Source organism: Gallaecimonas pentaromativorans (assembly GCF_003751625.1).
In the GTDB taxonomy this organism is placed as follows: domain Bacteria; phylum Pseudomonadota; class Gammaproteobacteria; order Enterobacterales; family Gallaecimonadaceae; genus Gallaecimonas; species Gallaecimonas pentaromativorans.
Genome location: NZ_RJUL01000003.1, coordinates 457,616 through 484,299 on the forward strand (window position 1 = coordinate 457,616; position 26,684 = coordinate 484,299).

At 53.3% G+C, this 26,684-nt stretch carries 27 protein-coding genes and 1 pseudogene; 20 read left to right on the forward strand and 8 right to left on the reverse strand.

Going from position 1 to position 26,684, the window contains the following annotated elements; translation table 11 throughout:
• Positions 1–8: 8 nt before the first annotated feature.
• The 12 genes from EDC28_RS07730 (at position 9) to EDC28_RS07775 (ending at position 9,440) form a co-directional block, all read left to right on the forward strand.
• Entirely contained in the window at positions 9–956 is a 948-nt protein-coding gene (locus tag EDC28_RS07730; RefSeq protein ID WP_123421197.1) for a glycoside hydrolase family 43 protein, read from the forward strand.
• 55 nt (positions 957–1,011) lie between these two features.
• A complete protein-coding gene (locus EDC28_RS07735) occupies positions 1,012–3,354 on the forward strand; it encodes a glycoside hydrolase family 127 protein (protein ID WP_123421198.1) in 2,343 nt (780 codons plus the stop codon).
• Positions 3,355–3,501: 147 nt separating this feature from the next.
• The gene (locus tag EDC28_RS19965) at positions 3,502–4,389 is read left to right on the forward strand and encodes a hypothetical protein (RefSeq protein WP_148049815.1); all 888 of its coding nucleotides are present in this window, start codon (positions 3,502–3,504) and stop codon (positions 4,387–4,389) included.
• Positions 4,386–5,120 (forward strand): PoNe immunity protein domain-containing protein, encoded by a 735-nt coding sequence (locus tag EDC28_RS07740; RefSeq protein ID WP_050660906.1) that lies wholly within the window; start codon positions 4,386–4,388, stop codon positions 5,118–5,120. Before EDC28_RS19965 ends, EDC28_RS07740 begins: the two co-directional genes overlap by 4 nt.
• Before the next feature lie 39 nt (positions 5,121–5,159).
• The gene (locus tag EDC28_RS07745; RefSeq protein WP_170164060.1) at positions 5,160–5,636 is read left to right on the forward strand and encodes a DNA/RNA non-specific endonuclease; all 477 of its coding nucleotides are present in this window, start codon (positions 5,160–5,162) and stop codon (positions 5,634–5,636) included.
• A gap of 115 nt (positions 5,637–5,751) precedes the next feature.
• Positions 5,752–6,144 carry a hypothetical protein gene (locus tag EDC28_RS07750; protein ID WP_123421200.1) on the forward strand — a complete coding sequence of 131 codons (393 nt, stop codon included), beginning with the start codon at positions 5,752–5,754 and terminating at the stop codon, positions 6,142–6,144.
• 29 nt (positions 6,145–6,173) lie between these two features.
• On the forward strand, positions 6,174–6,581 hold the full coding sequence (locus tag EDC28_RS07755; protein ID WP_123421201.1) for a hypothetical protein: 408 nt from the start codon (positions 6,174–6,176) through the stop codon (positions 6,579–6,581).
• A 182-nt stretch (positions 6,582–6,763) separates the two neighbouring features.
• Positions 6,764–7,363, forward strand: coding sequence for a hypothetical protein (locus EDC28_RS07760; RefSeq protein WP_211355723.1), 600 nt, complete (start codon positions 6,764–6,766; stop codon positions 7,361–7,363).
• Complete coding sequence (locus EDC28_RS07765) at positions 7,364–7,792, forward strand: hypothetical protein (RefSeq protein WP_050660901.1); 429 nt, start codon at positions 7,364–7,366, stop codon at positions 7,790–7,792.
• Between the two features lie 104 nt (positions 7,793–7,896).
• Positions 7,897–8,310 (forward strand): hypothetical protein, encoded by a 414-nt coding sequence (locus EDC28_RS07770; protein ID WP_148049817.1) that lies wholly within the window; start codon positions 7,897–7,899, stop codon positions 8,308–8,310.
• A 12-nt stretch (positions 8,311–8,322) separates the two neighbouring features.
• Positions 8,323–8,916 (forward strand): pentapeptide repeat-containing protein, encoded by a 594-nt coding sequence (locus EDC28_RS19970; protein WP_148049818.1) that lies wholly within the window; start codon positions 8,323–8,325, stop codon positions 8,914–8,916.
• A 35-nt stretch (positions 8,917–8,951) separates the two neighbouring features.
• Positions 8,952–9,440 carry an ankyrin repeat domain-containing protein gene (locus EDC28_RS07775; RefSeq protein ID WP_123421204.1) on the forward strand — a complete coding sequence of 163 codons (489 nt, stop codon included), beginning with the start codon at positions 8,952–8,954 and terminating at the stop codon, positions 9,438–9,440.
• A gap of 92 nt (positions 9,441–9,532) precedes the next feature.
• Here EDC28_RS07775 and EDC28_RS07780 read toward each other — a convergent pair whose 3' ends face one another.
• From EDC28_RS07780 to EDC28_RS07795, 4 genes are all read right to left on the reverse strand, one after another.
• Complete coding sequence (locus EDC28_RS07780; protein ID WP_123421205.1) at positions 9,533–10,036, reverse strand: GGDEF domain-containing protein; 504 nt, start codon at positions 10,034–10,036, stop codon at positions 9,533–9,535.
• Complete coding sequence (locus EDC28_RS07785; protein ID WP_123421206.1) at positions 10,036–10,653, reverse strand: YitT family protein; 618 nt, start codon at positions 10,651–10,653, stop codon at positions 10,036–10,038. Before EDC28_RS07785 ends, EDC28_RS07780 begins: the two co-directional genes overlap by 1 nt.
• Positions 10,654–10,967: 314 nt before the next feature.
• Positions 10,968–11,654, reverse strand: a complete 687-nt coding sequence (locus EDC28_RS07790) for a hypothetical protein (protein WP_123421207.1) — start codon at positions 11,652–11,654, stop codon at positions 10,968–10,970.
• A 77-nt stretch (positions 11,655–11,731) separates the two neighbouring features.
• The gene (locus tag EDC28_RS07795; RefSeq protein ID WP_244946559.1) at positions 11,732–12,766 is read right to left on the reverse strand and encodes a hypothetical protein; all 1,035 of its coding nucleotides are present in this window, start codon (positions 12,764–12,766) and stop codon (positions 11,732–11,734) included.
• A 196-nt stretch (positions 12,767–12,962) separates the two neighbouring features.
• On the opposite strand from EDC28_RS07795, the gene EDC28_RS07800 reads away from it, so the two are divergent.
• The gene (locus EDC28_RS07800; RefSeq protein ID WP_123421208.1) at positions 12,963–14,324 is read left to right on the forward strand and encodes an MFS transporter; all 1,362 of its coding nucleotides are present in this window, start codon (positions 12,963–12,965) and stop codon (positions 14,322–14,324) included.
• Between the two features lie 2 nt (positions 14,325–14,326).
• On the opposite strand, the gene EDC28_RS07805 is transcribed toward EDC28_RS07800, so the two are convergent.
• The 3 genes and pseudogenes from EDC28_RS07805 to EDC28_RS20315 form a co-directional block, all read right to left on the reverse strand.
• Positions 14,327–14,749, reverse strand: coding sequence for a hypothetical protein (locus EDC28_RS07805; RefSeq protein WP_050660895.1), 423 nt, complete (start codon positions 14,747–14,749; stop codon positions 14,327–14,329).
• A gap of 145 nt (positions 14,750–14,894) precedes the next feature.
• Complete coding sequence (prfH, locus tag EDC28_RS20310; protein ID WP_170164064.1) at positions 14,895–15,509, reverse strand: peptide chain release factor H; 615 nt, start codon at positions 15,507–15,509, stop codon at positions 14,895–14,897.
• Between the two features lie 9 nt (positions 15,510–15,518).
• Positions 15,519–16,631 (reverse strand): annotated as a pseudogene (locus EDC28_RS20315) (RNA ligase RtcB family protein); the annotation flags it as partial.
• A gap of 252 nt (positions 16,632–16,883) precedes the next feature.
• Here EDC28_RS20315 and EDC28_RS07815 point away from each other — a divergent pair.
• The 5 genes from EDC28_RS07815 to EDC28_RS07835 all read left to right on the forward strand — a co-directional run bounded on the left by EDC28_RS07815 (position 16,884) and on the right by EDC28_RS07835 (position 23,426).
• Entirely contained in the window at positions 16,884–17,252 is a 369-nt protein-coding gene (locus tag EDC28_RS07815; RefSeq protein WP_123421210.1) for a hypothetical protein, read from the forward strand.
• A gap of 38 nt (positions 17,253–17,290) precedes the next feature.
• Positions 17,291–18,640, forward strand: a complete 1,350-nt coding sequence (locus EDC28_RS07820) for a GntP family permease (protein WP_123421211.1) — start codon at positions 17,291–17,293, stop codon at positions 18,638–18,640.
• A 165-nt stretch (positions 18,641–18,805) separates the two neighbouring features.
• The gene (locus tag EDC28_RS07825; protein WP_170164061.1) at positions 18,806–20,773 is read left to right on the forward strand and encodes a TonB-dependent receptor; all 1,968 of its coding nucleotides are present in this window, start codon (positions 18,806–18,808) and stop codon (positions 20,771–20,773) included.
• Positions 20,773–21,873, forward strand: coding sequence for a PepSY-associated TM helix domain-containing protein (locus tag EDC28_RS07830; RefSeq protein WP_123421213.1), 1,101 nt, complete (start codon positions 20,773–20,775; stop codon positions 21,871–21,873). Before EDC28_RS07825 ends, EDC28_RS07830 begins: the two co-directional genes overlap by 1 nt.
• Positions 21,874–22,136: 263 nt before the next feature.
• Positions 22,137–23,426 carry a sensor domain-containing protein gene (locus EDC28_RS07835; RefSeq protein ID WP_123421214.1) on the forward strand — a complete coding sequence of 430 codons (1,290 nt, stop codon included), beginning with the start codon at positions 22,137–22,139 and terminating at the stop codon, positions 23,424–23,426.
• Between the two features lie 30 nt (positions 23,427–23,456).
• On the opposite strand, the gene EDC28_RS07840 is transcribed toward EDC28_RS07835, so the two are convergent.
• Entirely contained in the window at positions 23,457–23,615 is a 159-nt protein-coding gene (locus tag EDC28_RS07840; protein WP_083446035.1) for a YqaE/Pmp3 family membrane protein, read from the reverse strand.
• Positions 23,616–23,915: 300 nt separating this feature from the next.
• On the opposite strand from EDC28_RS07840, the gene EDC28_RS07845 reads away from it, so the two are divergent.
• Together EDC28_RS07845 and EDC28_RS07850 are read left to right on the forward strand one after the other, a co-directional pair.
• Positions 23,916–24,095, forward strand: a complete 180-nt coding sequence (locus EDC28_RS07845) for a hypothetical protein (protein WP_123421215.1) — start codon at positions 23,916–23,918, stop codon at positions 24,093–24,095.
• Between the two features lie 1,173 nt (positions 24,096–25,268).
• Complete coding sequence (locus tag EDC28_RS07850) at positions 25,269–26,588, forward strand: hypothetical protein (RefSeq protein WP_123421216.1); 1,320 nt, start codon at positions 25,269–25,271, stop codon at positions 26,586–26,588.
• Positions 26,589–26,684: the final 96 nt, after the last annotated feature.

The following is a 26,684-nucleotide window of genomic DNA, read 5'->3' on the forward strand; positions in this document are numbered from 1 at the left end:
GAGCCGATGTGACCTTACTGACCCCTCTTATCGAGCAGCGTGCCGACCCTTTTATCTACAAGCACAGCGACGGCTACTACTACTTCACCGCCTCGGTGCCGGCCTATGACGGCATCGAGCTGCGCCGGGCCAAGACCATTGCTGGCCTCAAAGACGCCGAAACGGTGATGGTGTGGCATAAGCCGGATACCGGCCCCTATTCGGATTTGATTTGGGCGCCGGAAATCCACTTTAACCAAGGCGCCTGGTACGTCTATTTTGCCGCCGCCCCCAGCCGGGAAATCAAAGACGCTCTCTTCCAGCACCGCATGTATGTTATTCGCTGCGAAGATGCCAACCCGCTGACCGGCACCTGGGAATTTCTGGGCCAAATCGATACCGGCATCGACACCTTCTGCCTGGACGCCACCACTTTTAGCCACCAGGGCCAGCTCTATTACCTGTGGGCCCAGAAGGCCAACGACATCCCCGGCAACTCCAACCTGTATATCGCCAAGATGGACAAACCCTGGGCCATTGCCAGCGAGCCGGTACTGCTGACGGTGCCTGAATTCGAATGGGAATGCCGCGGCTTTATGGTTAACGAAGGGCCGGCGGTGCTGCACCGCAATGGCAAGTTCTTCATTACCTATTCGGCCAGCGCCACCGACGAGAACTACGCCATGGGCCTGCTGTGGGCCGATGAAAACAGTAACCTGTTAGACCCTAAGAGCTGGACCAAGTCCCAAACCCCGGTGCTGGGCAGCGCCATTGAGCACAACATTTTCGGCCCCGGCCACAACAGCTTTACCGTTAGTGAAGACGGCCAGACCGATCTGTTGGTCTACCACGCCCGCACCTACACCGAGATTGAAGGCGACCCCCTGTGGGACCCGAACCGCCACACCTTCGTCAAGCCGCTGCGCTGGGATGAAAACGGCATGCCCGTTTTCGGCAGCGCCGCCATCGCTGACTGACCCGAGCACGACTCATTTCCCCGCCCTTGTGGCGGGGCTTTTTTTGAGGTTCGCCATGAGAAAACTGCTACTGGCGCTGGCCCTTGCCCCTGTTTTTGCCAATGCCGCCCCCGTTACCACCCTGCCCTTGCAAGATGTGCGGCTGCTGCCGAGCCCCTTTAAAACCGCCGAAGACACCAACCGCCATTACCTGATGGAGCTGGACGCCGACCGCCTCTTGGCGCCTTACCGGCGTGAAGCTGGCCTGCCGGTGTCCAAACCCAGTTATGGCAACTGGGAGGCAGAAGGCCTGGGCGGCCACATGGGCGGCCATTATCTCAGTGCACTGTCGCTGATGTACGCCTCTACCGGCGACAAGGCTATTCTTGCGCGCCTCAATTACATGGTGGCCGAGCTGAAAAAATGCCAGGGGCAAATCGGCAGCGGTTATCTGGGCGGCGTGCCTGGCGGCATCGCCATGTGGCAGCAAATTCATGACGGCGACATTCGCGCCGACCTTTTTACCCTCAATGACAAATGGGTGCCCTGGTATAACCTGCACAAGCTCTTTGCCGGGCTGCGCGACGCTTACCAATACACCGGCAATAAAGACGCCCTGGCGATGCTGATAAAGCTCAGCGACTGGGCCGGCTGGCTGACCGAAAACCTCAGCGACGCCCAAGTCCAGCAGATGCTGGTGACCGAGCACGGCGGCATGAACGAGATTTTTGCCGACCTTTTTGCCATTACCGGCCAGCAAAAGTACCTGACATTAGCGCGCCGCTTCTCGCAAAAGACCATCCTCGAGCCTTTGGAGCGCCGCCAAGACAAACTCGACGGCCTGCACGCCAACACCCAGATCCCCAAGGTGATTGGTTATGAGCGGATAGGTGAGGTGTCAGGAGACAGCCGCTACAGCGACGCGGCCTATTACTTTTGGCATGAAGTGGTGGACAAGCGCAGCGTGTCCATCGGCGGCAACAGCGTGCGCGAGCACTTCAATCCCAAAGACGACTTTTCCAGCATGATTGAGGATGTGGAAGGCCCCGAGAGCTGCAACACCTATAACATGCTCAAACTCGCCAGATTTTTGTATCAGCGCAAAGGCTGCACCGAGTACGTGCGCTACTACGAGCGGGCCATCTACAACCAGATGCTCTCCACCCAGCACCCCCACGACGGCGGCTTGGTGTACTTCACCCCCATGCGCCCCGAGCATTACCGGGTGTATTCCAAGGTGGACGAAGCAATGTGGTGCTGCGTTGGCTCCGGCATCGAAACCCACAGTAAATACGGCGCCATGATCTACGCCGGCGACGCCGACAGTCTGTACGTGAACCTCTTTATTCCCTCCAAGCTCAACTGGCGCGAGGGCGGCGTGCAATTGCGCCTTAACACCCACTTCCCTGACGACGACAAAGTGGATATCCGCATTGAGGCCGACACCACCAAGGCGCTCAAGCTCCGTTACCCCACCTGGGTCAAAGCCGGCGCGCTGCGGCTAACCGTCAACGGTAAAGTGCAAACCGTGGCAGCGAAGCCTGGCTCCTACCTCACCTTAAAAGGCCCCTTTAAAAAGGGTGACAGCATCCAGCTGGTGCTGCCGATGCACCTTAAGCTAGAGCAGCTGCCGGACAAATCCAACTATTACTCGGTGCTTTACGGGCCCATCGTGCTGGCCGCCAAGGTCAACCCTTATCCCAAGGAAAAACGCCGTATCTTTGCCGACGACTCGCGCATGGGCCACATCGCCGACGGCCAGAAATTCCCGCTGGAAGAGGCGCCGATGTTTGTCGCCCCCAGCACCGACTTTTTAGGCCACTTCAAGAAGGTGCCGGGTAAATTGGCCTTCACCACCCAGGACCTTATTTACCCGAAAAAAGATGGCCCCGAGACCTTGGAGCCTTTCTTTCGCATCCACGACTCGCGCTATATCGTCTATTGGCCCTACAGCACCCCGGCGGGCCTTGCCGATATCAAGGCCAAGCAAAAAGCCAAGGAAGCGGCCAAGGAAGCACTGGCTAACATCACCGTCGATGCCATCGCCCCCGGCGAGCAGCAACCGGAAGCCGATCATTACTTTCAAGGGGAAGGCAGCCGCGCCGGGGTCAATATGGAGCGGCACTGGCGCGACGCCACTGGCTGGTTCAGCTACCGCCTCAATAACCCCGAGCACCAAGCCAAGACCTTGCGCCTGACCTTCTTTGGCCTGGACGCCAACCGCCAGTTCAAGGTGCTGCTGGACGGCAAGCCCCTTGCCGACATCAGCCTTGATGGCAGCCATGGCCCTGGCTTTTTTACAACAGATTTTGCCCTGCCGGACTGGGCCCAGCAGCAAGCGCATATGCGCCTGCGCTTTGAAGCCGCTCCTGGCTCCATTGCCGGTGGCCTTTACGGCATCCGGCTGCTGAGCCAATAACCGAAAAAGGCGCTATACGGCGCCTTTTTCTTTACTACCCAAGCACTTGGCGTAACAGCAATACCTTAAATTAAAAAGCCCTTTTATAGAGCGCCACCACGCCAGCTAACATAGGCCCTTACCTCAAGGATTGAGAAGGTTGAAAGCATGCCGAAATGGGAAGTGACAGCCACTACAACTTATGGAACTACATACGCCTTAGTTGATAGTACAAGCCCAGACGTGTCTGATCCTATTAATGTCGAAAAAGATCATTCTTTTCTCGAACACTTTTCTTCTCAAGATCAAGAAAAACTAGGGCAAGCTTGGTTGAAGAACAATAGTGGCAATATTCAACCCGGCAATGCTAACGAAGCATTTAATAAATTCAAAGATTCAGTAAAAAATGGAACCATCCTAGCCACCATTACAAATAGCGAACTAGATTCAGCAGCGATTAGTAGTAGTGGGAGTTCGGGTTTCTCTGAAAATATAGGGACTGATACAACTGTAGTTAAAGAGAAGCCTCGAGAGAATACTCAAAAGGAGTCAAAAAATACTCCGCAAAGTACGCCAAAAATCTTAAGACCCTCAGACTTCAGTGATCAATTTGATTCATCCAATCACCGAAATGCCGCAGCTGGCGAGTATAACGCACATCAGTTAATGCTAGATAACGGCTTTATTCCTATCGGGAATACTAATGGTGAATATCGAGCAGGCATCTCAGGAATTGATGGCGTTTATGAAAATTTACACCCAAAGCCAGACTATGCTATCGTTGAAGCAAAATATAATACAGCCAAGTTAGGTGAAACTAACGACGGAAAACAGATGTCTGACCGCTGGATTACTGCCGATTCCAGCAAGAGACTTAAAGACGCTGGGCTAGATGAATCTGAAGTAAGAAAGATTGAAAAAGGATTAAGACGAAATAAAGGAGACGTCGAAAAGTATCTTATTAGAAACAAAAAAGACGGCTCTTTACGATTATCAAAGCTAGATTCAAATGGTAATATTATAAAGTCAAGCAAAGTCAATGGAGATAAAAAATGACTCGCGATAAGTTTAAAGATAAGAGTTATTTCGATGATAGGGTCAAGTTTAGAGAAGAATGCATAGCAGAAGACATTGAAGAAATTGAAGTGGAAGATGATGCTGGCTTAAAAATGAGACTGGCGGATGGTATAGTTAACGATATTCGTTCTCTCCTCGAATCTAAATACTCACGAGGTGATGATGTTGCAAATCTAATTGATGACTGTAAGCTTCTTGTAGAATACAGAGAGAAACAAAAAGAATTTGCAGATCAATTACCACCTGAGCGCCAAGATGAAAGAATTCAGTGGGAGGAGTTTTCACTCTCATCACTGAATGAAACTTATAAATCCCTTTGTTTTATTCTTGCAAATGATGCAACACGTACTGATGCAATTAGATATTTAGAGCTCGTTAACTACTATGGAAAAGATAAACTTTTAGATAATATCATTCACTCCATAACTGGAAATGATACTCTGAAATCAAACGAGTTACTCTCAAAAACCTTTTTAGGTGCAATGCAAGTTTTAGAGGCTGATAAGTCTAACGCTGCAGAGCTAATGCTCTCCTACTTAAACTCTTGGTACGATGAGCTCAAAGTAAGAGGTGGCTATGAACTACATATCAAAGGAAAAAATACATATACCGGTTACTGGTGTTATGAAGCAGCATTAATTACTCGCTTATATCATATAGATGATTCTATTTATAGAAATCACGATTTTTATCCAAAAGATTTGGCTTGAACGGACTCTCCCAATGACTATATGTTGGGAGAGTCAAAAATGACTCATGCATTCCATGCATACCTAAATCCAGAAGACACCGAATTAAACGAAAGTTCGACATTTTCTGAAATGAAGAACATTTTCAAAAACAATACCCGTGTATTGTTTTCCGAAAAAACGAACCTTATTACGAAGAAGGACGAGCAAGGACGCCCAATATCTGTCGAGGCAACATTAAAAAGTACTCATTCAGGAAAACGCTCCAGTACAGAATCGAAACTCCAAGGTTCAGTTGGTGGTGATGATAGACTCGAAGATGATGACGGCGGTCACTTGATCGGACACCGCTTTATGTCCGACCAGGGAATAAAGAACTTGTTTCCTCAAAATTCTAACCTCAACCGTGGCGTTTATAAAACCATGGAGAATGAGTGGGCTGACTGGACTAAAGAAGGTTATGAAGTTAGATTAAAGGTAAAACTTGACCCAAAAGGTTCATCTAGACCGGAAACATTATTGCAAGCTATTCAATAATCGATCCAAAAACCGGCAAGAAAATATATAAAAGACGTCATAACTTCTCAAACAAAGCTGGTGAGTCTTTTGATCGAGTGAAGAAGAATGATATGAACAACTACGGGGCCTAGTAATGAAATTTGACAACAGATATATCATTGAAATTGGAAGCTTAATCATTCAGTCCGATGATTTAACAACCGAAGACTGGGACAGCGTAAGTATTATTTTCGATGTTGGTGAAGGCCATGTCGCGAACTCTGGATTCATTTACCTTGGTAATGACGTGGAACCATGCATTGCAGAAATCGATGACGAACCTGTGGCAATTGACAACAAAGTCATAGAGTTCAGGGAACACATTGAAAGCGTATCCGGCCATAAATTTAAGCAATTGCTTGTTCAGATTGAAAGAGGGTCAGGTAAGATAAAGATAGACTTTGAATTTGATAATCATGAGAGATGGAAGATCACTCCATCCAACATAAACGAAATAAAAGGTTATCTCAAACCAAATTTTGATTAAAGCCCCTTTGGGGGCTCTTTAAGGTAACCATGAGTCATTCTTTTGAGGCATTCTTCAACGCAGATAAAAATGAGCCCCCTTTTTACTTCGCCAGTATTAAAGAGTTGTTTAAAAATAATCACCGCATTAGGTATGAGGTGGAGTCAGACCCTTTTTCTGACGAGCCTTATTTGAATATTGTGGTAGATGGCAAGTATATAGTGGGGGCTTTTATCATCAATGACGAAAGTGTTGAGAGTGATTTCAAAGAGTTGATAGGAAAGCCACCTATTCCACATATGCTTAGAATGAGTTTTCTTTTTCCGAACGACCATAATAACGACTTCGACGATATTGTCGTCATTCTTCTTGACTATATGACCAAGTTGAAAGACGTCGTTGTTTACAGCCCGACCCAAGAAAAAATCGTTTTTGATGCCAGTAAAGAAACCCCTTAACTACGGCTACCAGAACAACGCTTACACCACCTCAATACAATTGCGCACGGCGTTTTTTCCTAAATCCGACAAGGAAACGCAGGCGAGAATTCAGATAATAAGTGCAACACTTACGGATGAACGGTGGGAGCAGAGATTCGATACATAACGGCGACACCCTCGTCTTTTTACAAAGCAGCGAATTGGATGCTGCAGCGGTAAACTCTCAAGTGGGTAGCTCTCAAAGTAACTCATCAATAGATAGCAGTCCGATAGAATCACAGGATCAAGTTAGGAAAAACCAACAAAAAGAAAGTAAACAAAGTAGTTTCAGTTCCTACTCTATGAAACTATCTGATAACGAAGACTCAATGTCACCTGGCTCAGATAACCATAAGGCAGAACGTTGGCAGCAATACCAGGAAAGAGGTGGGGAATGGAATTATGAGCGGTGGTCCAACGTCTACGAAAGCAACATGTCAAAGGCTAGAGAGGCCCATAAGGCAGTCGATGACTATCATAAAACTCTCGGATGGGGAAAGCGTGAGCAAACTGTTGACACTGTAGTTGATGGGGAAGTTCATGCACGACGTCTCGACATCGCAGATATAGGAGATCTAAGGGGCATAGAATTTAAGACTGGTTACCAGACAGCAAATCAGGCTAATCTATGGGAAATAAGGCGTGATGCATCGCTAGTAGATAGTGGCTGGGATATCGAATGGTTTTTTGCAGAGCAACCGTCAAAGCCATTAATTGAATCACTTGAGTCTGCCGGAATAAATTATAGAATTGGAGTGTAAATGACCATTAGCGAAAAGAAAGAAAATTTTGAGTTTTGGCTGATGGATATGGATGCAGCCATAGACTCATTTATAAGTAGAATCTCATTGGAAGATAAGAGTAAACTCGACTTCTCCATTGACTCCTTATGCACAATTGAAAACTGGATACTTCAGAACTATTCATCTTCAGATGAAGTTAAAAATATGTCAAACAGTCAGATGGTTGATGGTGCCGCTAGATACATTGGAGAAACTTTCAGAAAAATTCTTGGTGGAAAATGGTTTATTGACTACTCAGACAAAGATAATGTTTTCTTCGGACTACCTCAACTAAAAGACATGAAAAACCAAAAAGCCCAGATATGTCCACTAACACTTGTTTCTGCATCCGCTTCTAGAAGGAAAGGAAACTTCTTAATAAATATACTTAGAAGCCATTTGAAATAATCTGCTTTGAGAGCATAAAAATGCGTCTCCTTCCATTCAAAAATTAAAATCAATGGGGACGCTAAAAATTATTTAGCCATCACAAGTTAAAAATAAATTAAAAAGTGAAAACTACCAACACATTCCATGCATACCTAAACTCAGAAGACACCGAATTAAACGAAAGTTCGACATTTTCTGAAATGAAGAACATTTTCAAAAACAATACCCGTGTATTGTTTTCCGAAAAAACGAACCCTATGACGAAGAAGAGTGGTTTAAAGATCACCGTTGATGATGTTTATAATATAAGCGCTTACTTTGATTCTGGTAGTAATGTTGAACAAGATTTCAGTGATATTCAAGATGAGCCAAATAGATCGTCAAATAAAAGATTGAGAGTGATTTTCTCAGACGACCCCAATAACGACTTCGACGATATTGTCGTCATTCTTCTTGACTATATGACCAAGTTGAAAGACGTCGTTGTTTACAACCCGACCCAAGAAAAAATCGTCTTTGATGCCAGAGAAGAGTGAACATCAGGCACTATGAGAATTGATAACCAAAAATTGGTAGATATAGCCTTGACCCTTAATGACCCAGATCACAATGTCTTGGGCCCTAACCTATATATTGAAAGCTGCCAGTTATACTCTCATGCCAGTACGAGCTCTCTTGTGATAGCTGGCGTTACAATGACAGACTGCACGTTTGAACAGATAGAGCCATTACTTAATTTCCATTTTGAAAATGCCCACCTGATCAACACAAGTTTTATCGGCACATATGACGGATGTGATTTTGGCGACTGGGACTCTAATAAAAGGTCGTCAATAAAAGACTGTGACTTTACCGAAGCTAAAGTAAACAATTCAAGATTTATTAATTGTGACATGGCGTCAATAAAACTTCCGTCATGGCCAATTTTTTCTATAATTAATCCTTGTAACGCTCATGAGTATGTAATAGGCCAGGATTGGCCAGGAGATCTAGGTATTGACTTAGATGTTATAACAGATATGCCTGCAGAGTGCAGTGCTATCATTATGAATGCCGAAAAACTGGCAAGTGATAATGAACTATCGATAACAGATATCTACTACATACTTAGCAATATTCCTGGATTTAAAACAAGTCTGTAAATCAGGATGTTATTTATTTTCAGAGGACAACTTTTATGTCTCGAGAGTATCTAAAAGCTATAGTTAGAAACGACATAGATATGATAGATAGTCTTATCAATCAAGGATTTGATATTTTTGATAAAACGAAAAAGGAGAATTGGAACATTCTACACCGTTCACTAATGTCCATCCGACTCACTCCTAAAATAAGCACCTTTGAGCACTTAATCAGAAAAGGTATAAACACAAACGACATTGATGTTTATGGAAACACTCCACTTCATTATGCCGTTAGAGCCAAGAGAGCTGATATAATTAAATCTCTGATCGACAATGGCGCCAAAGTTAATATCATAAACAAGGAAGGTGTTTCACCATTGAGAGAAGCATTTTCCAGTTTGCCTTTTGATTATGATTCAATAAAAACACTTATTGAGAATGGTGCTGATATTGACCAAAAGAATGAAAATGGCTCATCCATTAAAGATCTTGCTCAAAAGGTCGCATATCAAAGTGACGAAATTTTAAAACTCTTTCCCTGAGCAAAATTGAGCCTTTCGGAGCATTTAAAATACTCCATATTTTCAATAGAAGAGCTCGGCGAACAGAGGTACTGGCTGGTTAGCAGCTCGTGTTACACCACCTCAATACAATTGCGCCCTTTGGCTTTGGCTTGGTAGAGGGCGTAGTCGGCGCGGGTTAGCAGTTGCGACAGCGACTCGCCGCTTTGGTACTGGGTGACGCCGAAACTGGCGGTTTTGTTGCCCACCTTTTCAAAATGGAACTGGTTGATACGCTGGCGCAGATCCTGGGCCACGGCGCTGGCTTGGGCTGCGTCGGTTTCGGGGAGCAGGATAAAGAATTCTTCACCGCCGTGGCGGCCAACGTGGTCTTGCTGGCGCACATGGCGACGCAGCAGTGTGGCAAAACTGCCCAGCACCTTGTCACCCACGCTGTGGCCGAAGGTGTCGTTGACGGTTTTAAAAAAATCGATGTCCAGCATGATAACCGCCAGCGGCTTTGCCTGGGCCTGCCCCTTTTGCTTCTCCAGCTCGAAAAGCCCGGCCATTTTTTCGCGGTTCCAAAGCCCGGTGAGATCGTCAGTGCTGGCCGAATGTGTAGCTGCATAAAGCGCCATCAAGACGCGTTGTAACGCCCGGCTTTGTGGTTGGTGGCAAGGATGAAGTTAAGGGCAATGGCCCCCACCACGGAGCACAGCAGCAACCAGGGGCTGAGGGTAAAGAACGAGGCGACCACGATGGTGCAATCCAGCGCCATCTGCACTTTGCCGGCGCGAATGTTAAAGCGCTCCTGCAAATAGAGCGCAAAGATATTAAAGCCGCCCAGGCTCGCCTTGTGGCGAAAGAAGATAAGCAGCCCCACTCCCATCATCAGGCCGCCCACCAGGCCGGCAAAAAAGGGATGCACATAACCAATCTGAATGACCTGCCCCAGGTTATCGCTCAGCAGCGACACCACCACGATGGAGAGGATGGTGCGCAGGGTAAAAGCCAGGCCCATTTTCTTCCAGGCAAGATAAAAGAACGGCAGATTCAGCGCCATAAACAACTGGCCAAAGCTGAATGGGGAAAAGTGCGTGAGCAGCAGGGCAAGGCCGGCGGTGCCGCCGGTGATAAGGCCACAATCACGCAGCATAAAAACCCCGAACGCCACAAAGCAAGAGGCGGTCAGTAGCGCCGTGGCATCTTCGATAACAGAGTGGCTGGAGGCAGGGGCTTTGGTAATGGCGGTCATCTGCGCGGCTCAAAGGTGGACGATGCCCTGACCATAGCCGAGAGCCGCCGCCCCCTTGAAGGGTTGTGCATTTAATTTATTTGCATGGTTATTCATTTAAAACTGTCAGGGGTTTTGCACGCTTCCCTATGCGAAAACAATGATTTACGCGAACGTAAAGCAATCAAGCGTTTGAATAGAAATAAAAAATTGATTCAACCGACCGAGCGCCGGCAACGGCGGGGCGTAAAACGGGCCTATTTGGCCGTAAAGGCGAGTTTACATTGAATAGCCTGGAGGGCGGCCCGGGGCAAAACCGGCCCCGGGCCTTTGGGTTATTTGATTTTTACTTCGGCGTCCGGGTCGCTTACTTCCACTCCCAGCAGAATGCCGAAGAAACGGTCGTCGTGCTGAACCACAGTTTTAAGGCCGCCTTTGACGGTTTTTTGCAGCTCTTCGGAGCTGGCGATGCCGTCCAGCGCCTTGCTGACGGTATCGCGGCTATCGCCGGAGAGCACCAGCCCACACACCTTGTCGGAGCAACCGATGTTGTCGGTGAAGATCCCCTGCTCGGTGGTATTGCTGGCCAGCAGGGAGTTGAGCAGCGCCTCGTTGCTGCGAGCCGCCTCAGTGGTTTGTGCAAAAGTCAGGGTGGCTACGGCGTTTTGCAGCTCGTTAAGGGGCATGTTTTTAAGGGGGGCGGCATCAAACACCACATCACCTTCGTCATCCTTACTGACCAGCTTGTCGAGCTGTGGCAGTTCGGCCTGGGCCTGGGTATCGTCTTGCTCTGTACTGGGCGCCGGGGTGGGCTTGGCTGGTTGCTGGTTACGAATGTCATCCAGGGGCCGGGCTTTGCGGTCGTCGGTGCGGCCGTGCCAGGTATCTTCTGGGCTTTGCAGGGCGGTATTGTCGGTTAATAGCGGCTGGTCGAGGTCGCTGCGCTCGGAAAAATGGCTGTGAAAAAACAAGGCAGCCAAGGCCACAACGGCAACGATAGCGCCAAAAAACAAGCTCTTCATTAACGACTCCAACGGGTATCCAGGCTCCAATTTCTCGAAAATGGGTCGCCAATGCAATGCCAACAGTCCGTCAAAGCTCAGTGCTTGAGGATGATGTCGCCGCGGAAGAACACCTCAAGACGCAGGTTCACCTCCCAGCTGGGGTCAAACCCCACTTCGCGGGGAAAATGCAGCGACGGCGCCACGTCCACAAAGATAAAGCCCTTGTGAATGTTGCGCCGGTAGAGGGTTTCGAGGAAGTAGTCGTTGATGCGAGGGTCGCTGGCGCCCTCCCCCACCACCACCGCCGAGTAGCGAATGGCGCTGCGGCGGTTGATGATGCGGTTGTATTCGGCGCGCTGGTAGAACTCCAGGTGGTCGTAATCTTCCTGCCACTGCACCTGGCTGACAAAGCGCAGGTAATGGCGCTCATCAAGGTGGCGGCCAATATCCACCAGGCCCCGAGCTGAAAAGCCGTCGCTGTTAAACCAAGACAGCCGCCCGTCAAACTCCAAAGTCCAGGGGGATTGGCCCAGCTGCCAAAGGCGCTCGCTGGTAAAGCGCAGGTAAGGGTCGGGGGGTAGGCGCAGCTTCACGCCGCCGGAAAAGCTGTTGTCCCAGGCCACGGTTTTGTCTTCACCCTCTTGTTTTTCAAGGCCGATAACGGCGCCCTGGCCACCGTCAAAGCGGCCGGTGCGGGTGTCACGGGCGGCTTGTTGTTGCAAGGTACCGAGGGTTTCTTCTGGGTCACTTTCTACGATGAGCTTGAGCCGCTCCTGGGTGGTGGGCAGTTGCAACCGGTAACGAATGCCGGTGTCGGTGTCATTGGCGCGGTTTTGGCGCAGCAAAAATTCCTGGCTGATACGCAGGTAGGAGTGGTTTTCTACCTTCAAGGATTCATCGGTACCGAAGAAACCGTCGATGTTGCGAGAGGTGCTGTTTACCCAGCCGGAGACCATGTTGTAAACCGGGTCGATACGCTCTACTGCCCAGCCCGGCAGGTCGGTGCTTTGGCGGTCTTCACTGATATCTTCTTCGTCCGCCCACACCACCTGGCTGGTGGCCAGTACCAGTAAGAATAAGGCGCAGGATACGCCTGAAAATCGACAAGCTGGGGAGTTAACAGCCAGCATAGCAAGCTCGGTAATATCATTATCGTTAACCAGATTATTACACCAGCAACAACCTTTGCTCAGCCCAAAATGAAAAAAGTCGCAGATCCTGGCTCTCTAATGGCCGAGATCCGAGGTAGTCTAAGGCCTTTAGAACATTGACTATTTTTGCGAAGCCGCCAGCACGCACTGGCCAGCGGTTTCGTCTGGAGCCCAGATGAGCAGTACCGACGGCCTCCCCATGCCAAGGCGCCTTGGCGCCATTCTTGCGATAGCCTTAGGGATAACCATGGCGGTGCTGGACGGCATGATTGCCAACGTTGCCCTGCCCACCATCGCCGACGATCTCGGCACCAGCCCGGCCAACTCCATCTGGGTGGTTAACGCCTACCAGCTCACCATTACCATGACCTTGCTGTCACTGTCCTCCCTTGGGGATCTGTGGAGTTACCGCAAGGTTTACCTTATCGGCCTTGGCCTTTTTTCGCTGACTTCCGGCCTTTGCGCCTTGAGCGACTCTCTGGCCACCCTGACCGGTGCCCGGGTGCTGCAAGGCCTGGGGGCGGCCGCGCTGATGAGCGTTAACGGCGCGCTGCTTAGGCTTATCTACCCCAAACGGATGTTGGGCCGAGGCATCGGCATCAACACCCTGGTGGTGGCGGTGTCTACCGCCGCCGGGCCCACGGTGGCGGCCGGGATCTTATCGGTGGCCAACTGGCCCTGGCTCTTTGCCGTTAACCTGCCCATCGGCCTTGCTGCCTTGGTGATGGGTTTTCGGTTTTTACCCCACAACGATGGCGCCAAAGAGCAGCGCTTCGATAAAGCCAGCGCCCTGTTAAACGCCCTGACCTTCGGCTTGTTCTTTGCCGCCTTTAGCGGCTTTGCCCAGGGCCAGCCGCTCTGGCTGACCGCGCTGGAGCTTGCCGCCACCCTGGTGGCCGGGCACTTTTTCGTGCGCCGCCAGCTGCACCAGGCTTACCCGTTGCTGCCGGTAGACTTGCTGCGCATTCCTATCTTTTCGCTGTCTATCTGCACCTCTATCTGCTCGTTTTGGGCGCAAATGCTGGCCATGGTGTCCATTCCCTTTTACTTCCAAAAGACCTTGGGCCTGAGCGAGATAGAAACGGGCCTGTTGATGACCCCATGGCCGCTGGCCACCATGGTGATGGCGCCCATTGCCGGGCGGCTGGTAGAGCGCTTTCATGGCGGCATGTTGGGGGCCATTGGCTTGGGCGTCTTTGCCCTTGGCTTGTTGCTGCTGGCGTTGTTGCCAGCGGCCCCTTCACACCTTGAGATAGTGCTGCGCATGCTGGTGTGCGGCGCCGGTTTTGGCCTCTTTCAATCGCCCAATAACCACACCATTTTGAGCTCGGCGCCAAGGCAGCGAAGCGGCGGCGCCAGCGGCATGTTAAGTACGGCAAGATTGATTGGCCAAACCTCGGGAGCGGCCATGGTAGCCTTGCTGTTTAACCTCTTTGGCGGCAACGGCACCCATGCCGCCTTGATTGGCGCCGCGCTTTTTGCCGCCGTGGCGGCCTTGGTGAGCGCCTTGCGCCTCACTCAACCTCGGGTGCAATAGCCCTAGTGGGCCACCTCGTTGCCGGCCAGCACCGTGTGCAGCAGTTGCTGGCTGGTGGTGGGCGCCACACCTTGGGTTTTAAGGGCGTGGAGTAGCTGCGTGCCCATCTGGCGCTCGGCACAGTTGAGCATCATCTGGGTGCGGTTGCACTGGCGGTGGTGGCTTCGGCAGCTATCGAGCTGGGCTTTTAATTCGAGGTAGCGGCCAAGGCCGCTTTCCATCCGCCCTTGCTGGAAATACAGCTCCGCCAGATTGGCAAAGCTCACCACCAGCGCCGCAATCACCTCTTCGGCTTGACTGTCATTGGCGGCAAGCCGCGCCTGCACGCAGTGGCAGGCATCAAGGTAACGGTGCTCGGCAAGGCCCCATTCGCCCTGGCTAAAGGCATGGTTGGCCGCGCAGATAGCCACTTTCCATTCGTCCATCACAGTTCCCCCTTCGCTGTTGTTGCTGTTATAGCAGCAACAATCAAGTGAGAACAATTATCATTAATTAGAAATGCGCTGTTCGTTAAGCTTGCCTGCCGGCTCTGGCAGGCAGAAGCAAAAAGCCCGGCCAATGCCGGGCTTTTTAACGCGCCACAAAGTCGGGGCCAAAGAAGCGGCGCCTGGGGTTGCCGCGCTCAAGGGCCTGGTGCTGCTGCCAGCAAGCCTGCTCCTCGGCGCTTTGCTGGGCCGCCGCCAAGGCCGCCAGCTTATGGGCGATAAGCGCCCGCGCCAGCCGCTTATTGGCATGCTGGCTGCGTTCACCGGCCACCCAAACACGGATACCGCTTTGGCGATGGGTGGCCTGGATGGCCGACTCGGTTTTATTGACATGCTGGCCGCCAGGGCCTCCCGCCTTGGTGGCCTTGAAGGTAATGGCATCGTCAAACACCGCCTCTTGCGCCACAAAAAGCTGCCCCGAAAAGTACCAGTTTTTGCGTCTATGGCCAGGGCGAAGCCCGCTTTGGCAATGCCACAGCATCGGCCCTTGCCACGTTTCACAAAAGGCTTGGGCACCTTCCCCCTGCACAGCCAGCAGCAATGATTTCAGGCTCTGCGGCACATTACCGGGCACCGATCTCAGCGCCGCCAGCGTCAAGCCACGCTCACGCGCTTCTGCCTCCAGGCGCCTGGCCGCCAGCCACACGGCGCGGTTGCATTCGTCAGGGCCCTGGCCTGCGGAAAGTTGCAATAAATGCATCAGCAGCCCCCCCCCTTGCGTTTTGAAGGTCAGCACCGGCTTGAGCCTTGCCACCAGCTCCACCAGCCCGGCATCGAGCAATGCCTCAATCACCGTATGGCAAGGCTTGTAGGCTTGGGGCGCTTCGTCAAACAGCAGGGTTTTGTCGTTGCAAATCACCTGGCTGCCAAAGGCGGTGCGCAGCAGATCTTCGCGCCGATACTTGTGGCTAAGCCGGCTTTTGCAGTCGCCCCGCTGCCATTTGCGCCCGGCGCCATGAGCCAGGGAATAGAGCCCAAGCTCGCTTTGGGTGGGGCGCACCAGATAGCTGTGATCGCCTCTTGAGCCTGGGATAACCACCAGCCCCTGGGTGCTTGGGGTGGCGCCTTTGCGGTGCAGCCAACCATCACCAGTCTCGCTGACCAGGTTGTGGTTTACATCCAGCAGGCAATGCCCGCTGCTGCCAATGGCGTCTATAAAGCGCCGGGCAATCAACTCCCGGTTAAGCTCGGCCCAGCGCAGCGCCTGGTTGTGGCGGGCAAGGTACAGGCCCGTCTCTTCGGTGTTTGCAATGAGGCCCTGGTGGCCAAAAGCCGCCAGATGCTGCTGCAACACCGCCTGGCCAAGGCCCCGTGAACCCGAGTGCACCAACAGCAACAGCTGCTTTGGGTCCAGCAGGTCTTTTTGATAAAGGCGCTCCACCGCCTGGAACTCGGCAAAGTGATTGCCGCCGCCAATGGTGCCAAGGGCGCTGTCGTAGCCGTGCTCGCTTATGCCAAGGGCCGCTTTGCGCTCGGCCACCAGGCTGTGCCAGCTTTCATCCAGCGGCCCTTCAACGGCGCCAAGGCGCCGGGCCAGTTTGTCGGGCTTGGCCTTGGCAAGGGGCAAATCGCATTGCCACAGCGCCATGCCGCAGCCGATGTCGTTGCCCACCAGCGCCGGGTAGAAGCGCTCGAGGCTTAAAAAAGCGGCGCCCACGGGGTAACCCCGCCCCGGGTGCAGATCAGGCATGCCTACCACCCGCACCATGCCGGGTAGTTCTGCGGTTTTTTGTAACTGTTCGATAGCCAATCCTTCCACCCAGGTACGGGGTGAGGCGATCAGCGAAACCTTGTCAGACAGTGTCTGGACTGAATTGCCCATATACCAATTCCATCTGTTAATTAAATTCAGAAGTTAATTGGCAGGCCGGGAAAACGCGGGGCTTTAGAAAAGAAGCGAAAGGTCAGCCACGGCCTGCAAAGAGTGCGTGTTGTTGGTTCATCGTCATATCTCCTTTGCAGTAAGTGGTTGATAAAGATGGCGCGCACTCTAAAAGGCCTTGCCTAAAAAAGCAACTGCCAGCGGCGCGTTTTTGCGCCATGATGGCGCTTCCTTACCCACGGAATGACACCAATGAAAAAAACCTTGCTGCTCTTTCCCCTGGCTTTGGCACTTTTTGGCTGCGGCGGCGTGGACACCCTGAAACAGGGCTTGGCCCAATCACAGGCCATTTCAACCGACCTGAAAAAAGCCCTGGCCACCGACAACCTGGTAAGCATGAATTGGCACAATGGCGCCTTGAGTAATGTCACCGTTACCTTTAACGCCATTCCCAAAGAGAAAAACCTCGACGATATCTACCACAGAGCCAGCGCCGTGGTGGCGGCGCACCTTAGCGAGCGCCCACAACAGCTGGTGATTGCCTTTGCCCTGCCGCCAGCACCGGGAGAAGCCAAGACCTTGGTCGCATTGCCAAAAGAGGCCAATGCCGATAAAGGTTAACCCTTCGAACGGCTGAAAAAACAACGGGAAACCCTGCCATGTCCCTGGTTCTTATTCTGCTGGCGATCATCGCCTTTATCGTGGTGGCTACCACCAAACTGAAGATGCACCCCTTCCTGGCGTTGCTGCTGGCTGCCTTTATCGCGGCCTTTGCCTACGGGCTGCCGGCGGCCAGCATTGCCAAGACGGTGTCCAGCGGTTTTGGCGGCATCCTTGGCTACATTGGCCTGGTGATCGTGCTGGGCACCATCATCGGCGTGATCCTGGAAAAAAGCGGCGCCGCCATCACCATGGCCGACACCATCATCAAGCTTTTAGGAGAGCGCTTTCCGGGGCTGACTATGAGCCTTATCGGCTATCTGGTGTCTATCCCGGTGTTTTGCGACTCGGGCTTTGTCATTCTCAATTCCTTGAAAGAATCCCTGGCCAAGCGCCTTGAGGTGTCGAGCGTGGCCATGAGTGTGGCGCTGGCCACCGGCCTTTATGCCACCCACACATTTGTGCCGCCCACCCCTGGCCCCATCGCCGCCGCCGGTAACCTGGGGCTGGAGAGTAACCTGGGCTTGGTGATTGGTATCGGCCTGGTGGTGGCCGCCGTAGCGGCACTGGCCGGGCTCTTTTGGGCCAGCCGCTTTAAAAACGTAGAGCCAGACGGCAGCGAGCACGAGCTTAGCCACCAGGATTGGCAGGCCCTTCGCGCCTCTTACGGCAAGCTGCCCAGCGCCTGGCAGGCGTTCTCGCCCATTTTTGTGCCTATTTTGCTTATCTGCCTTGGCTCGGTGGCCAAGTTCCCCAGCCATCCTTTTGGTGAGGGCGGCCTGTTAACCCTCTTTAGTTTCCTCGGCGATCCGCTGCCAGCGCTGCTGATTGGCCTGCTGCTGGCCGTGCCGCTACTAAAAGGCGACAGCAAAGCCGAGGCCTTTGGCCACGCCATTACCGAGGGCATCAAGGCCGCCGCGCCCATTTTGCTGATAACCGGTGCCGGCGGCGCCTTTGGCGCGGTATTAAAAGCCTCGCCCCTTGGCGATTACCTTGGCGCCACTCTCTCGGCTTGGGGCGTGGGTATATTGATGCCGTTCTTGGTGTCGGCAGCGCTCAAAACCGCTCAGGGCTCCTCTACCGTGGCGCTGGTCACCACCTCGGCTTTGGTGGCGCCCATGCTGGCGCAGCTGGGGCTGGACAGTGAAATGGGCCGGGCGCTCACGGTGATGGCCATTGGCGCCGGCGCCATGACGGTGTCTCACGCCAACGACAGCTTCTTCTGGGTGGTGTCGCAATTTAGCGGCATGAAGGTGGGCCTAGCCTATCGCGCCCAAACCATGGCCACCTTGGTGCAAGGGGTTACCGCCATGGTGCTGGTGTACTTACTGAGCCTGGTGCTGCTTTAACTGGCTTGGGGCCAAGGCGCCGTCCTTGGCCCCTGCGACAATTTGTCGCAGTGACCCTACCCGCCCTGCCCTCTACAATCCGGCGCTGATTGCTTTAACAGCCCGGCCACAATGACCAAACCCTACACTCAGCCTGCTCTTCTTGTTCTGTTATTAAGCTCTGTATTGCCTATTAAGAACGCCGTAGCTGCCGACAACGGCGACACCAGCTTTGCCATAGGTGAGCACCTGACCGTGACCGGCAAACCCTTGGCTGACGCCGCTACCCTATTAGGTTCGGTAGACCGGCTAGGCCGCGACGTAGCCCAAAGCAGCGACAGCGACTACCCCTGGCAACTGGTAGGTCAGATGCCAGGGGTGATGCTTACCGACTTCAACCAGGGCACCACCAGCGGCAAGCTGTCTTTTCGCGGCTTTAACGGCGAAGGCGACATCAACGCCGTTAAGCTGCTGATAGACGGTATCCCCTCCAATTCCAACGATGGCAACATGCCCTACCTGGACATGATATTTCCCCTGGATCTGGAGGGCATAGAAGTGGTGCGCAGCACCAGCGACCCACGCTATGGCCTTTATAACATCGCCGGTAACGTCACCCTGCTGACCCGCTCCGGTGGCAACTATCTGGACGGTAGGCTTTCAGCAGGCAGCTTCGGGCGCCGCCAAGGCCAAGTGGCGCTGGGTCATGAAGCGGGACGCCTTAGCCAAAACTACAGTGCAGGCTACCTAAGCTCGGACGGCTATCGCGACCATTCGAGCCTCAGCCGAAAAGGCGTATCGGGCAAGTGGGCCCTGGCGGCCACCCACACCCTGACTCTGGGTGCCAGCGCCCGCCATTATGAGGCCAGGGCCGACGAAGCTGGCTATCTCACCGGCCCGGTAGCCGCCCGCACCCCGCGCGCCAGTAACAGCTACAACCAATACGACGGCGACAGCCGCACCATGAACCAGTTCAGCCTGAACCTGGACTGGGCATTGCCCAAAGGCCAGCTAAACGCCTTGAGCTGGCTGAATCAGCTCAGTGACGACCGCTATGTCACTTTTTCAGAAGGCAGTTCCCAGCAGCGGCGCTACACCCATGAAACGCACTACGGCGTGCGCGCCACCTACAATGTGGACCCACAGCTGGCGGCCTTTCATCGGCTGCACCTGGCGCTGGGAATAAGCACCGAGCAGCAAGACAATACCTCCGAGCGTTACCTGACGGTGGCCAGGGTGCCGACCAGCCAAACCCGCGATTGGCGCTATCACCTCAATGTCTCCGGGCTCTACGGCCAACTGATGATGGAGCCGGTGCGCTGGCTGCGCATTACCCCGGCTTGGCGATTAGACAGAGTGAGCGGCAGCTTGAGTAACCGCCTCACAGACAGCCGCGCCGATGCCAATGATTACGGCACCATCAGCCAGCCCAAGCTGTCGCTGGCGCTGCTGCCGCTGGATAACCTCACCTTCTTTGGCAACTGGGGCCGCACCTTTCAGATAGGGGTGGGCGCCGGCAGCTATCGCACCTCTCCCAGCCAGCCGGACTTGGCGCCCTCTATTAACCAAGGGTGGGAACTGGGCATCAAATACCAGCCGACGCCAGATAGCTCGGTGCGCCTTAGTCGCTGGAACCAAACCGCCAGCGGCGAGTTGGAAGTCAAACTCAACGACCCCAATGGCGACTACGCCAACCTCGGTAAAACCAAGCGCGACGGCATTGATTTACAAGGCACCTGGACCCCCAGTGAAGCACTGACACTGTGGGCCTCAGTGGCTTGGCAAGAGGCGGTGATCGTCACCCCAGACCCGGCCACGCCAGAACTGGCCGGTAACGACATCGACCACGTGCCGCATCGGCTGATAAGCGGCGGTGGCGATTACCAGCTAACGCCCAAGCTAAGCCTTTCAGCGAGTCTTCGTGCCCAGACCCGTTACTATCTCACCACCCGCAACAGCGAAGGCCATTACGGCGCCTTTACCCTGCTTGACCTAAAGGCCCGCTATACCCTCAACAGCCACTGGGAGCTAGGCGCAGCCATCACTAACCTAACCAATGCCCACCATGAGTACCTGTGGTGGGACAACAGCCAAAGCTTGCATAGCCCCGGCGACGAAAGGGCATTCACCCTGTCTGTGCGGGCCAGCTACTGATGTCCTGGCGGGGGCTTTGTAAAAAACTGCATCTGTGGCTGGGGTTAACGGTGGGCACGGCACTCTTGGTGCTGGGGCTTTCCGGAGCGGCGCTGGTGTACTACGTGCCCTTAGACCGCTGGCTGCACCCGGCTATTGATACGCAACATGCCCAGCCGCCCAACTGGGATCGCGCCCTGGCTACCCTGCGCGCCCGCTTCCCAGACAAAACCGGCCCCTGGCGCCTAGAGGCCACCGGTGACGGCGGCGCCATTCCGGCCCGTTATTACCATCCCCCCGAAACCACCGGCCAAGGCTTTGCGCCGATGATGGTGTGGCTATCGCCCGACGGCAGCCAACTGCTGCGCCGCGATTACTGGGGCGATTACCTGGTGACCTGGCTTTATAACCTCCATTACCAGTTGCTATTGGGGGCCACCGGCAGTTGGGTGGTGGGCTGGTTGGGGCTGGCCAGTGCTCTACTGCTATTCAGCGGGCTTTACAGCTGGTGGCCCAAAGTTGGCCGCTGGCGCCGCCAGTTTCAGGTTAGCGCTGGCGCCCCGGCGCTACGCGCCCTGCTGGAGTGGCACCGGCTGATTGGCGTGTTAAGTGCGCTGCCGCTGTTATTGCTGTGCCTAACCGGCGCCGCCCTGGCCCTGCCCGGCCCCACCGCCACCTTGCTGGGCTGGACCTTGGGTACTCCGGCGGCCGCGCCAGTGCTGGCCAGCCAAAGCGGGCCGCCAGTTTTACCCAGCACGGCGCTGGCCGCCGCTCGCCAAGCCCTGCCCGGTGCGCGCCTGGCCTGGATAGAAACGCCGCCGCTCAGCGGCGGCAACTACCGGTTTCGGCTGCAACTGCCAGGTGACCCTTCCATGCGCTTTCCCCACAGCTATGTGACGGTACAAGGGCAAAGCGCTAAGGTGCTGGCGATCTTTGATGCCAGAGCCCAAGGCCCGGCCACCACCTTTAACAACTGGCTGCACCCGCTACATGACGGCAGCGCCGGGGGTTTTTGGCTGCGAAGCTTGTGGCTGCTGGCAGGCGCCGCGCCGCTGATGCTGTTTACCCTCGGCATAAGGCGCTGGCGGCTGCGTCGGCGCCGCTATGGCGAGGCTGTTTAGCCTCCGGCGCACATCGGCAAACGCCGGAAGCGGCCAGTCTCCTCATCTTGATTAAGCCTGGTACGGCTATATGCTCAAACGCACAGTGGCATTGGTTACTAATAGGCCCCCGTCACCTGCGAGGCTAATAGGTTGAGCCAATAAAACAGCCAATGCTAAATAAAGACACTTAGCCATGGGCAGCAACGCCAATGGCCGCTAGTATGTTCATAAACCAATACACAATTCAGACAAAATGCCGTTTGGTTGCAGGTTAAAGTCCAATGCCGATCCCCGTTAAAACTGATTTAGCCAAGCTGGTTAACCAGCTGCTGGATACGGTTTTTGTCGTTGATGAAGCCGGTCATATCGTTTTTGCCAGCCAGTCTTGCAAGGCTCTGCTTGGCTACGGCCAGGAGGAGCTGGTTGGCACCGCTATCCAGGCATTGATGCACCCCGAGGATATCGAGCGCACTTTAGCCGCGGCGCAACGGGTGATGGATGGCAAATCCCACACCGATTTTGAAAACCGCTACCTGCACAAAAATGGCCAGGCTGTCGATTTGCAATGGTCCGCCCGGTGGGCCAGCGAAGAAAAATTGCGGATTGCCGTCGCACGCGACATTACCGGCCTAAAAAATGCCCAGCGGTTTCGCGCCGCTCTTTACATGGTCACCCAGGCCGCGCACAGCGCCGACAACTTAAGCGCGCTATGCCAGGTCATAACAGAGGTGGTTACGCCATTACCCTGGATTGAACAGCTGCACATTCTGTTTTTTGATAAAAAATCGCAACGACTTTACCACCCTCTGGGCCCGGCCAGCACCGATGGTCCATTGCGACCGGGCACGGCCTTAGAGAAAGTGTTGGGCCAAGGCATTGCCATCAAGGCCAGGCGCCACCCCAACCTTCCGGCTCAGGGCCAGCTGCGCGCTGGCCCCAGCAACTGGTTGGCAGTGCCGCTGCTGCGCTCCCAAGAGGTGCTGGGGGCAGTGGTGTTGGAGTTTTCAGAAAAGGTTTCGGCAAACGCCCGTGAGCAACTGCAATTTCTGGCTAGCCAACTGGCAGCGACTCTGGAGCGCAAGCAAGCAGACGACCACCTGCGTTACCTTGCCCACCATGACGCGCTGACCGGCCTGGCCAACCGCGCTCGCTTCTACGAGCAACTGCAAAAGCACCTGACACAGCAACAGCCTCTGGCCTTGCTGTATCTGGATCTCGATGATTTCAAAGCTATTAACGACAACTTTGGTCACCACTGGGGTGACCAACTGCTGTGCGAAGTTGCCTGCCGGCTGCGCCAAAACGCCCCGGCCGATGCCGTGGTAGCTAGGATGGGCGGCGACGAATTCACCCTGTTAGTTCCGGGCCAATACAGCAACGAGAGCCTTGCAGTACAGCTTCGCTGCCTTAAAGCCGCTATGGCCCTGCCTTTTGATATAGGCGGTCAGCCGCTACGGGTAAGTTTCAGCTTGGGCTTTGCACTTTCCCCTCAACAAGGGGTGGAGCCGGAGCAACTGATGCGCCAAGCCGACGGCGCCATGTACCGACAAAAACGCCAACGCCAGGCCTGATTGAAAAAAATGCGGGCACAAGCCCGCAGTTCATTTACGGGCGATCACCCAAACGGCGTGAATAATGCCAGGAATATAGCCAAGGCAAGTCAGCAGAATATTGAGCCAAAATGCCAGCCCGATACCCACCTGAAGAAACACCCCCAAGGGCGGCAGGATGATGGCAAAGATAATTCGTATCAAATCCATGAATAGCCTCCTTTTTCGAGTTGCTTTCGTTTTACCAGCTTACCGCCCCCCTGACCCCCAAAGCCTTGGTTTTGTTCAGCAATAGCCCAGTTAGCATCGACCGTTAATGCGATTTATCCGCTAGAGATTGGCTTTAATGCCCTGATGAACACATTCAGAAATCCCTAGCAAGCTGCATTATTGTACAGCCCTGAATCATTTTACGAGTCGGCCCACCTTTGATAGAACAACCTATGCCCCGATGATTACATAGGGCTACGTAAAAGCATTTTTATTTCTCAAGAAAATAAGGATATTGGAATGAAAAAAGCATTGCTCAAATTAACTGTCTTCATGGTAGCCATTATGGCCTCCAGCGCTTCTTTTGCCGCTGATACCCAAGCCGCCAAGGATAAACCGGCAAGCACTTACAGCGACAACTATGTTGAGTGCCTTCTGGAATTCAGCCCACCGCTGTGCCTCCGACTGACCAGCAAGTAAGCTTAGGGCTGACGAAAACACCGGCAGAGCTGGTGTTTTTTTATACCTAATAGCAAGACTCTGGCGTCTTCATCACTTGGCGATTAAAAGGCAGATTGCCACCTGTAGTTGCACCGCGCTGGCCAGCACAAAGACAGCGGTGGCCACCAGCCCAAGCCTCGGCAGCTGGCCTCGCACCCACAGGCATCCTGTAAAAACAAACAGCTATAGATGCTTTATCGGACCGCAGCTATTGGTTAAGGTGAAATTCAGCTGCGTAACGTCGATGGAATAGGCAGGCACAGCGGCGAGCCTTGGAAGGGTTTGTGTTTACTGGGCTAGCTGAACAAAGGGACTTTATCAGCACAGTGGGAGCTGTAACCCAAGGGCGGTAGCGTGGGTGTTGGATGTGCCTGGCGGCACGGCTGATTGTTCGCGGGGGGCGCCCCGCCGACGCGGTACTTTTACTCGGCCCATCCCTGGGCCTCGCCCTAACGGGCCATCGTCGCAGTACGCCGATGTTCAAAATCGCTCCAGGCGATTTTGTGAGGGCAAAAGTCAGCAGGGCTGCCCACCCAAAACCCGGCCCCACGGTGACGAGGACCATCCTGGTTCCCGCCCTTCGGGCCATCGTCGCCAAGGCTTCGATGTTCAAAATCGCTCCAGGCGATTTTGTCGCTGCTCCTTCGCCTCTGGTCGTTCTCAGGACATCGGTTCATACGCGCTCCCAGCACGTATTCGCCTGCATCTGGGCGGCCCCCTGCCATCCTGTCTCAGCTGCCCTTTCACTTCCGGCAACTCAGCGCTGCGCTTAACGGGGCGAAAGAGCCTCACCCCAGTAGGCATGGCAGACTATCAGATAGGAGTTGCGTCGTTCAGGTTTTTGGATGGGCATACAGTATATCCAGTCGAGGTTTGGCAATCTGGCACCTTTATCACGGACCCTTGGCTCATATATTCCGATAGGGTGTCTACAAGGTATTGATTAATATAAGTTAGTAATGAGGTCCGACTTCAAGATAAGAAGCCGGTCCAATCAGCAAAAGAAGCTGGCTCGTTTTTGCGCAGCCGCTTGAGTGGGATTGACGCATTAGTCTTATAAAAGAACGAGTTGTAGTTGTTCGGAACAGTGGTCTAATGAGTGAAAACGAGCCGGCTTCATAACTATTGTTATGTTTCACTATCGGAGTCTGCATGGAACGGCTGACGGATCTTGATGAGCTTGTGCTGCGCTGTAAGACGGAGACGGCACGGGGATATGTTTCTGATGCAGTAAATTGCTATAGGGGCGGTGCGTATCGCGCATGTATTGTGAGCACTTGGATTGCGGTTGTCTTTGACTTAATTGACAAGCTTCGTGAGCTTTCCATTTCTGGAAATGCGGTGGCAACAACAATTCTCAATCAGTTTGAGCAGTATCAAGCGCAAATATCCGCTGGAAACATGCAGGGAATTAAAAGCGCGTTAGAGTTTGAGAGGGAAATAATAACGACCGTCAAAGACCAGTTGCAGTTCTTTGATCAGCAGGAGCTAACTGATCTAATACGACTAAGAGAAGACAGGCATAGGTGCGCGCATCCCTCATTTCAGAAGGCGGGCCAGCCGTATAGACCCTCTGCAGAGCAAGCACGGATGCACCTGAGAAATGCGGTAACGCATGTACTTTCACAGTCGCCCGTGCAGGGTAGATCGGCAATTGATGAAGTCATGGTTTTGGTCTCATCCAACTATTTTCCCAGCGATAGAACGCAAGCAAGAACTCACATCGAGCACAGCGCCGTGGCGCGTGCAACTGAGGGGCTTGTCAAAGGGGTGACAGATGCACTTTTCTTTAAGTATTTTGAGCCGAACCAGCCGCTGCTGTTTTCCCAAAATATTGTTGCAGCCCTGGGTGCTCTGCTAGATATCCATCGTCCTGTTGTTGAGGCTCGGCTCGTTCAACATATGGCCAGGATATCAACAACCATAGATGATCATGGCTTCTTGGGTGTTGTTCTAATGGCGTTTGATCTCCCAGAGTTGTGGGAACTGTCCGGGCCGCCAGTAAGAAACAAAATACTGAACTTCATTACAGCCGGAGAAATCTCGCAAGTAATAGCCTTCCTAAAAGACGCAAGTGAGAAACCGGAATTACATAATGCGGCAGTGGCTAGAATCAATGAGCTCGGCGTAGATCAGCTAAGTTCGGGAATCATAAATCACCATCTTGGTAGGTTGGCTATTCCGAAGGCCCTTGGTTATTACAGGTCTGTTGGCTCATGGAACAGCGCGAACGAAATATCAGAAAAACTTATTATCCCGCTATTTGAGCAGTTCACGCCGGAAGAAATTGACGAGGTACTAAGAATCCCTAGAGATCATCGGGCTGATCTCGTTGGCAGCACTGGATATATGAAGTTTATTCAGCGCCTACATGGTGATCCGCGAATTTCCGAGGCGCAGCTGCGACAAAAGCTGAATGACTATGGTCTTGAGTTCTATGTCCGGCAGTTGGAGCGAGCGGGTGAAACATAACCATTCGCTGCAGGCGCGACGGCCCTGACGGGCCGCGGCCTGAGCTCAAACGTTATGTTGCTTGCCGAATATTGTCCGTAAGTAAATCTAGCCGAT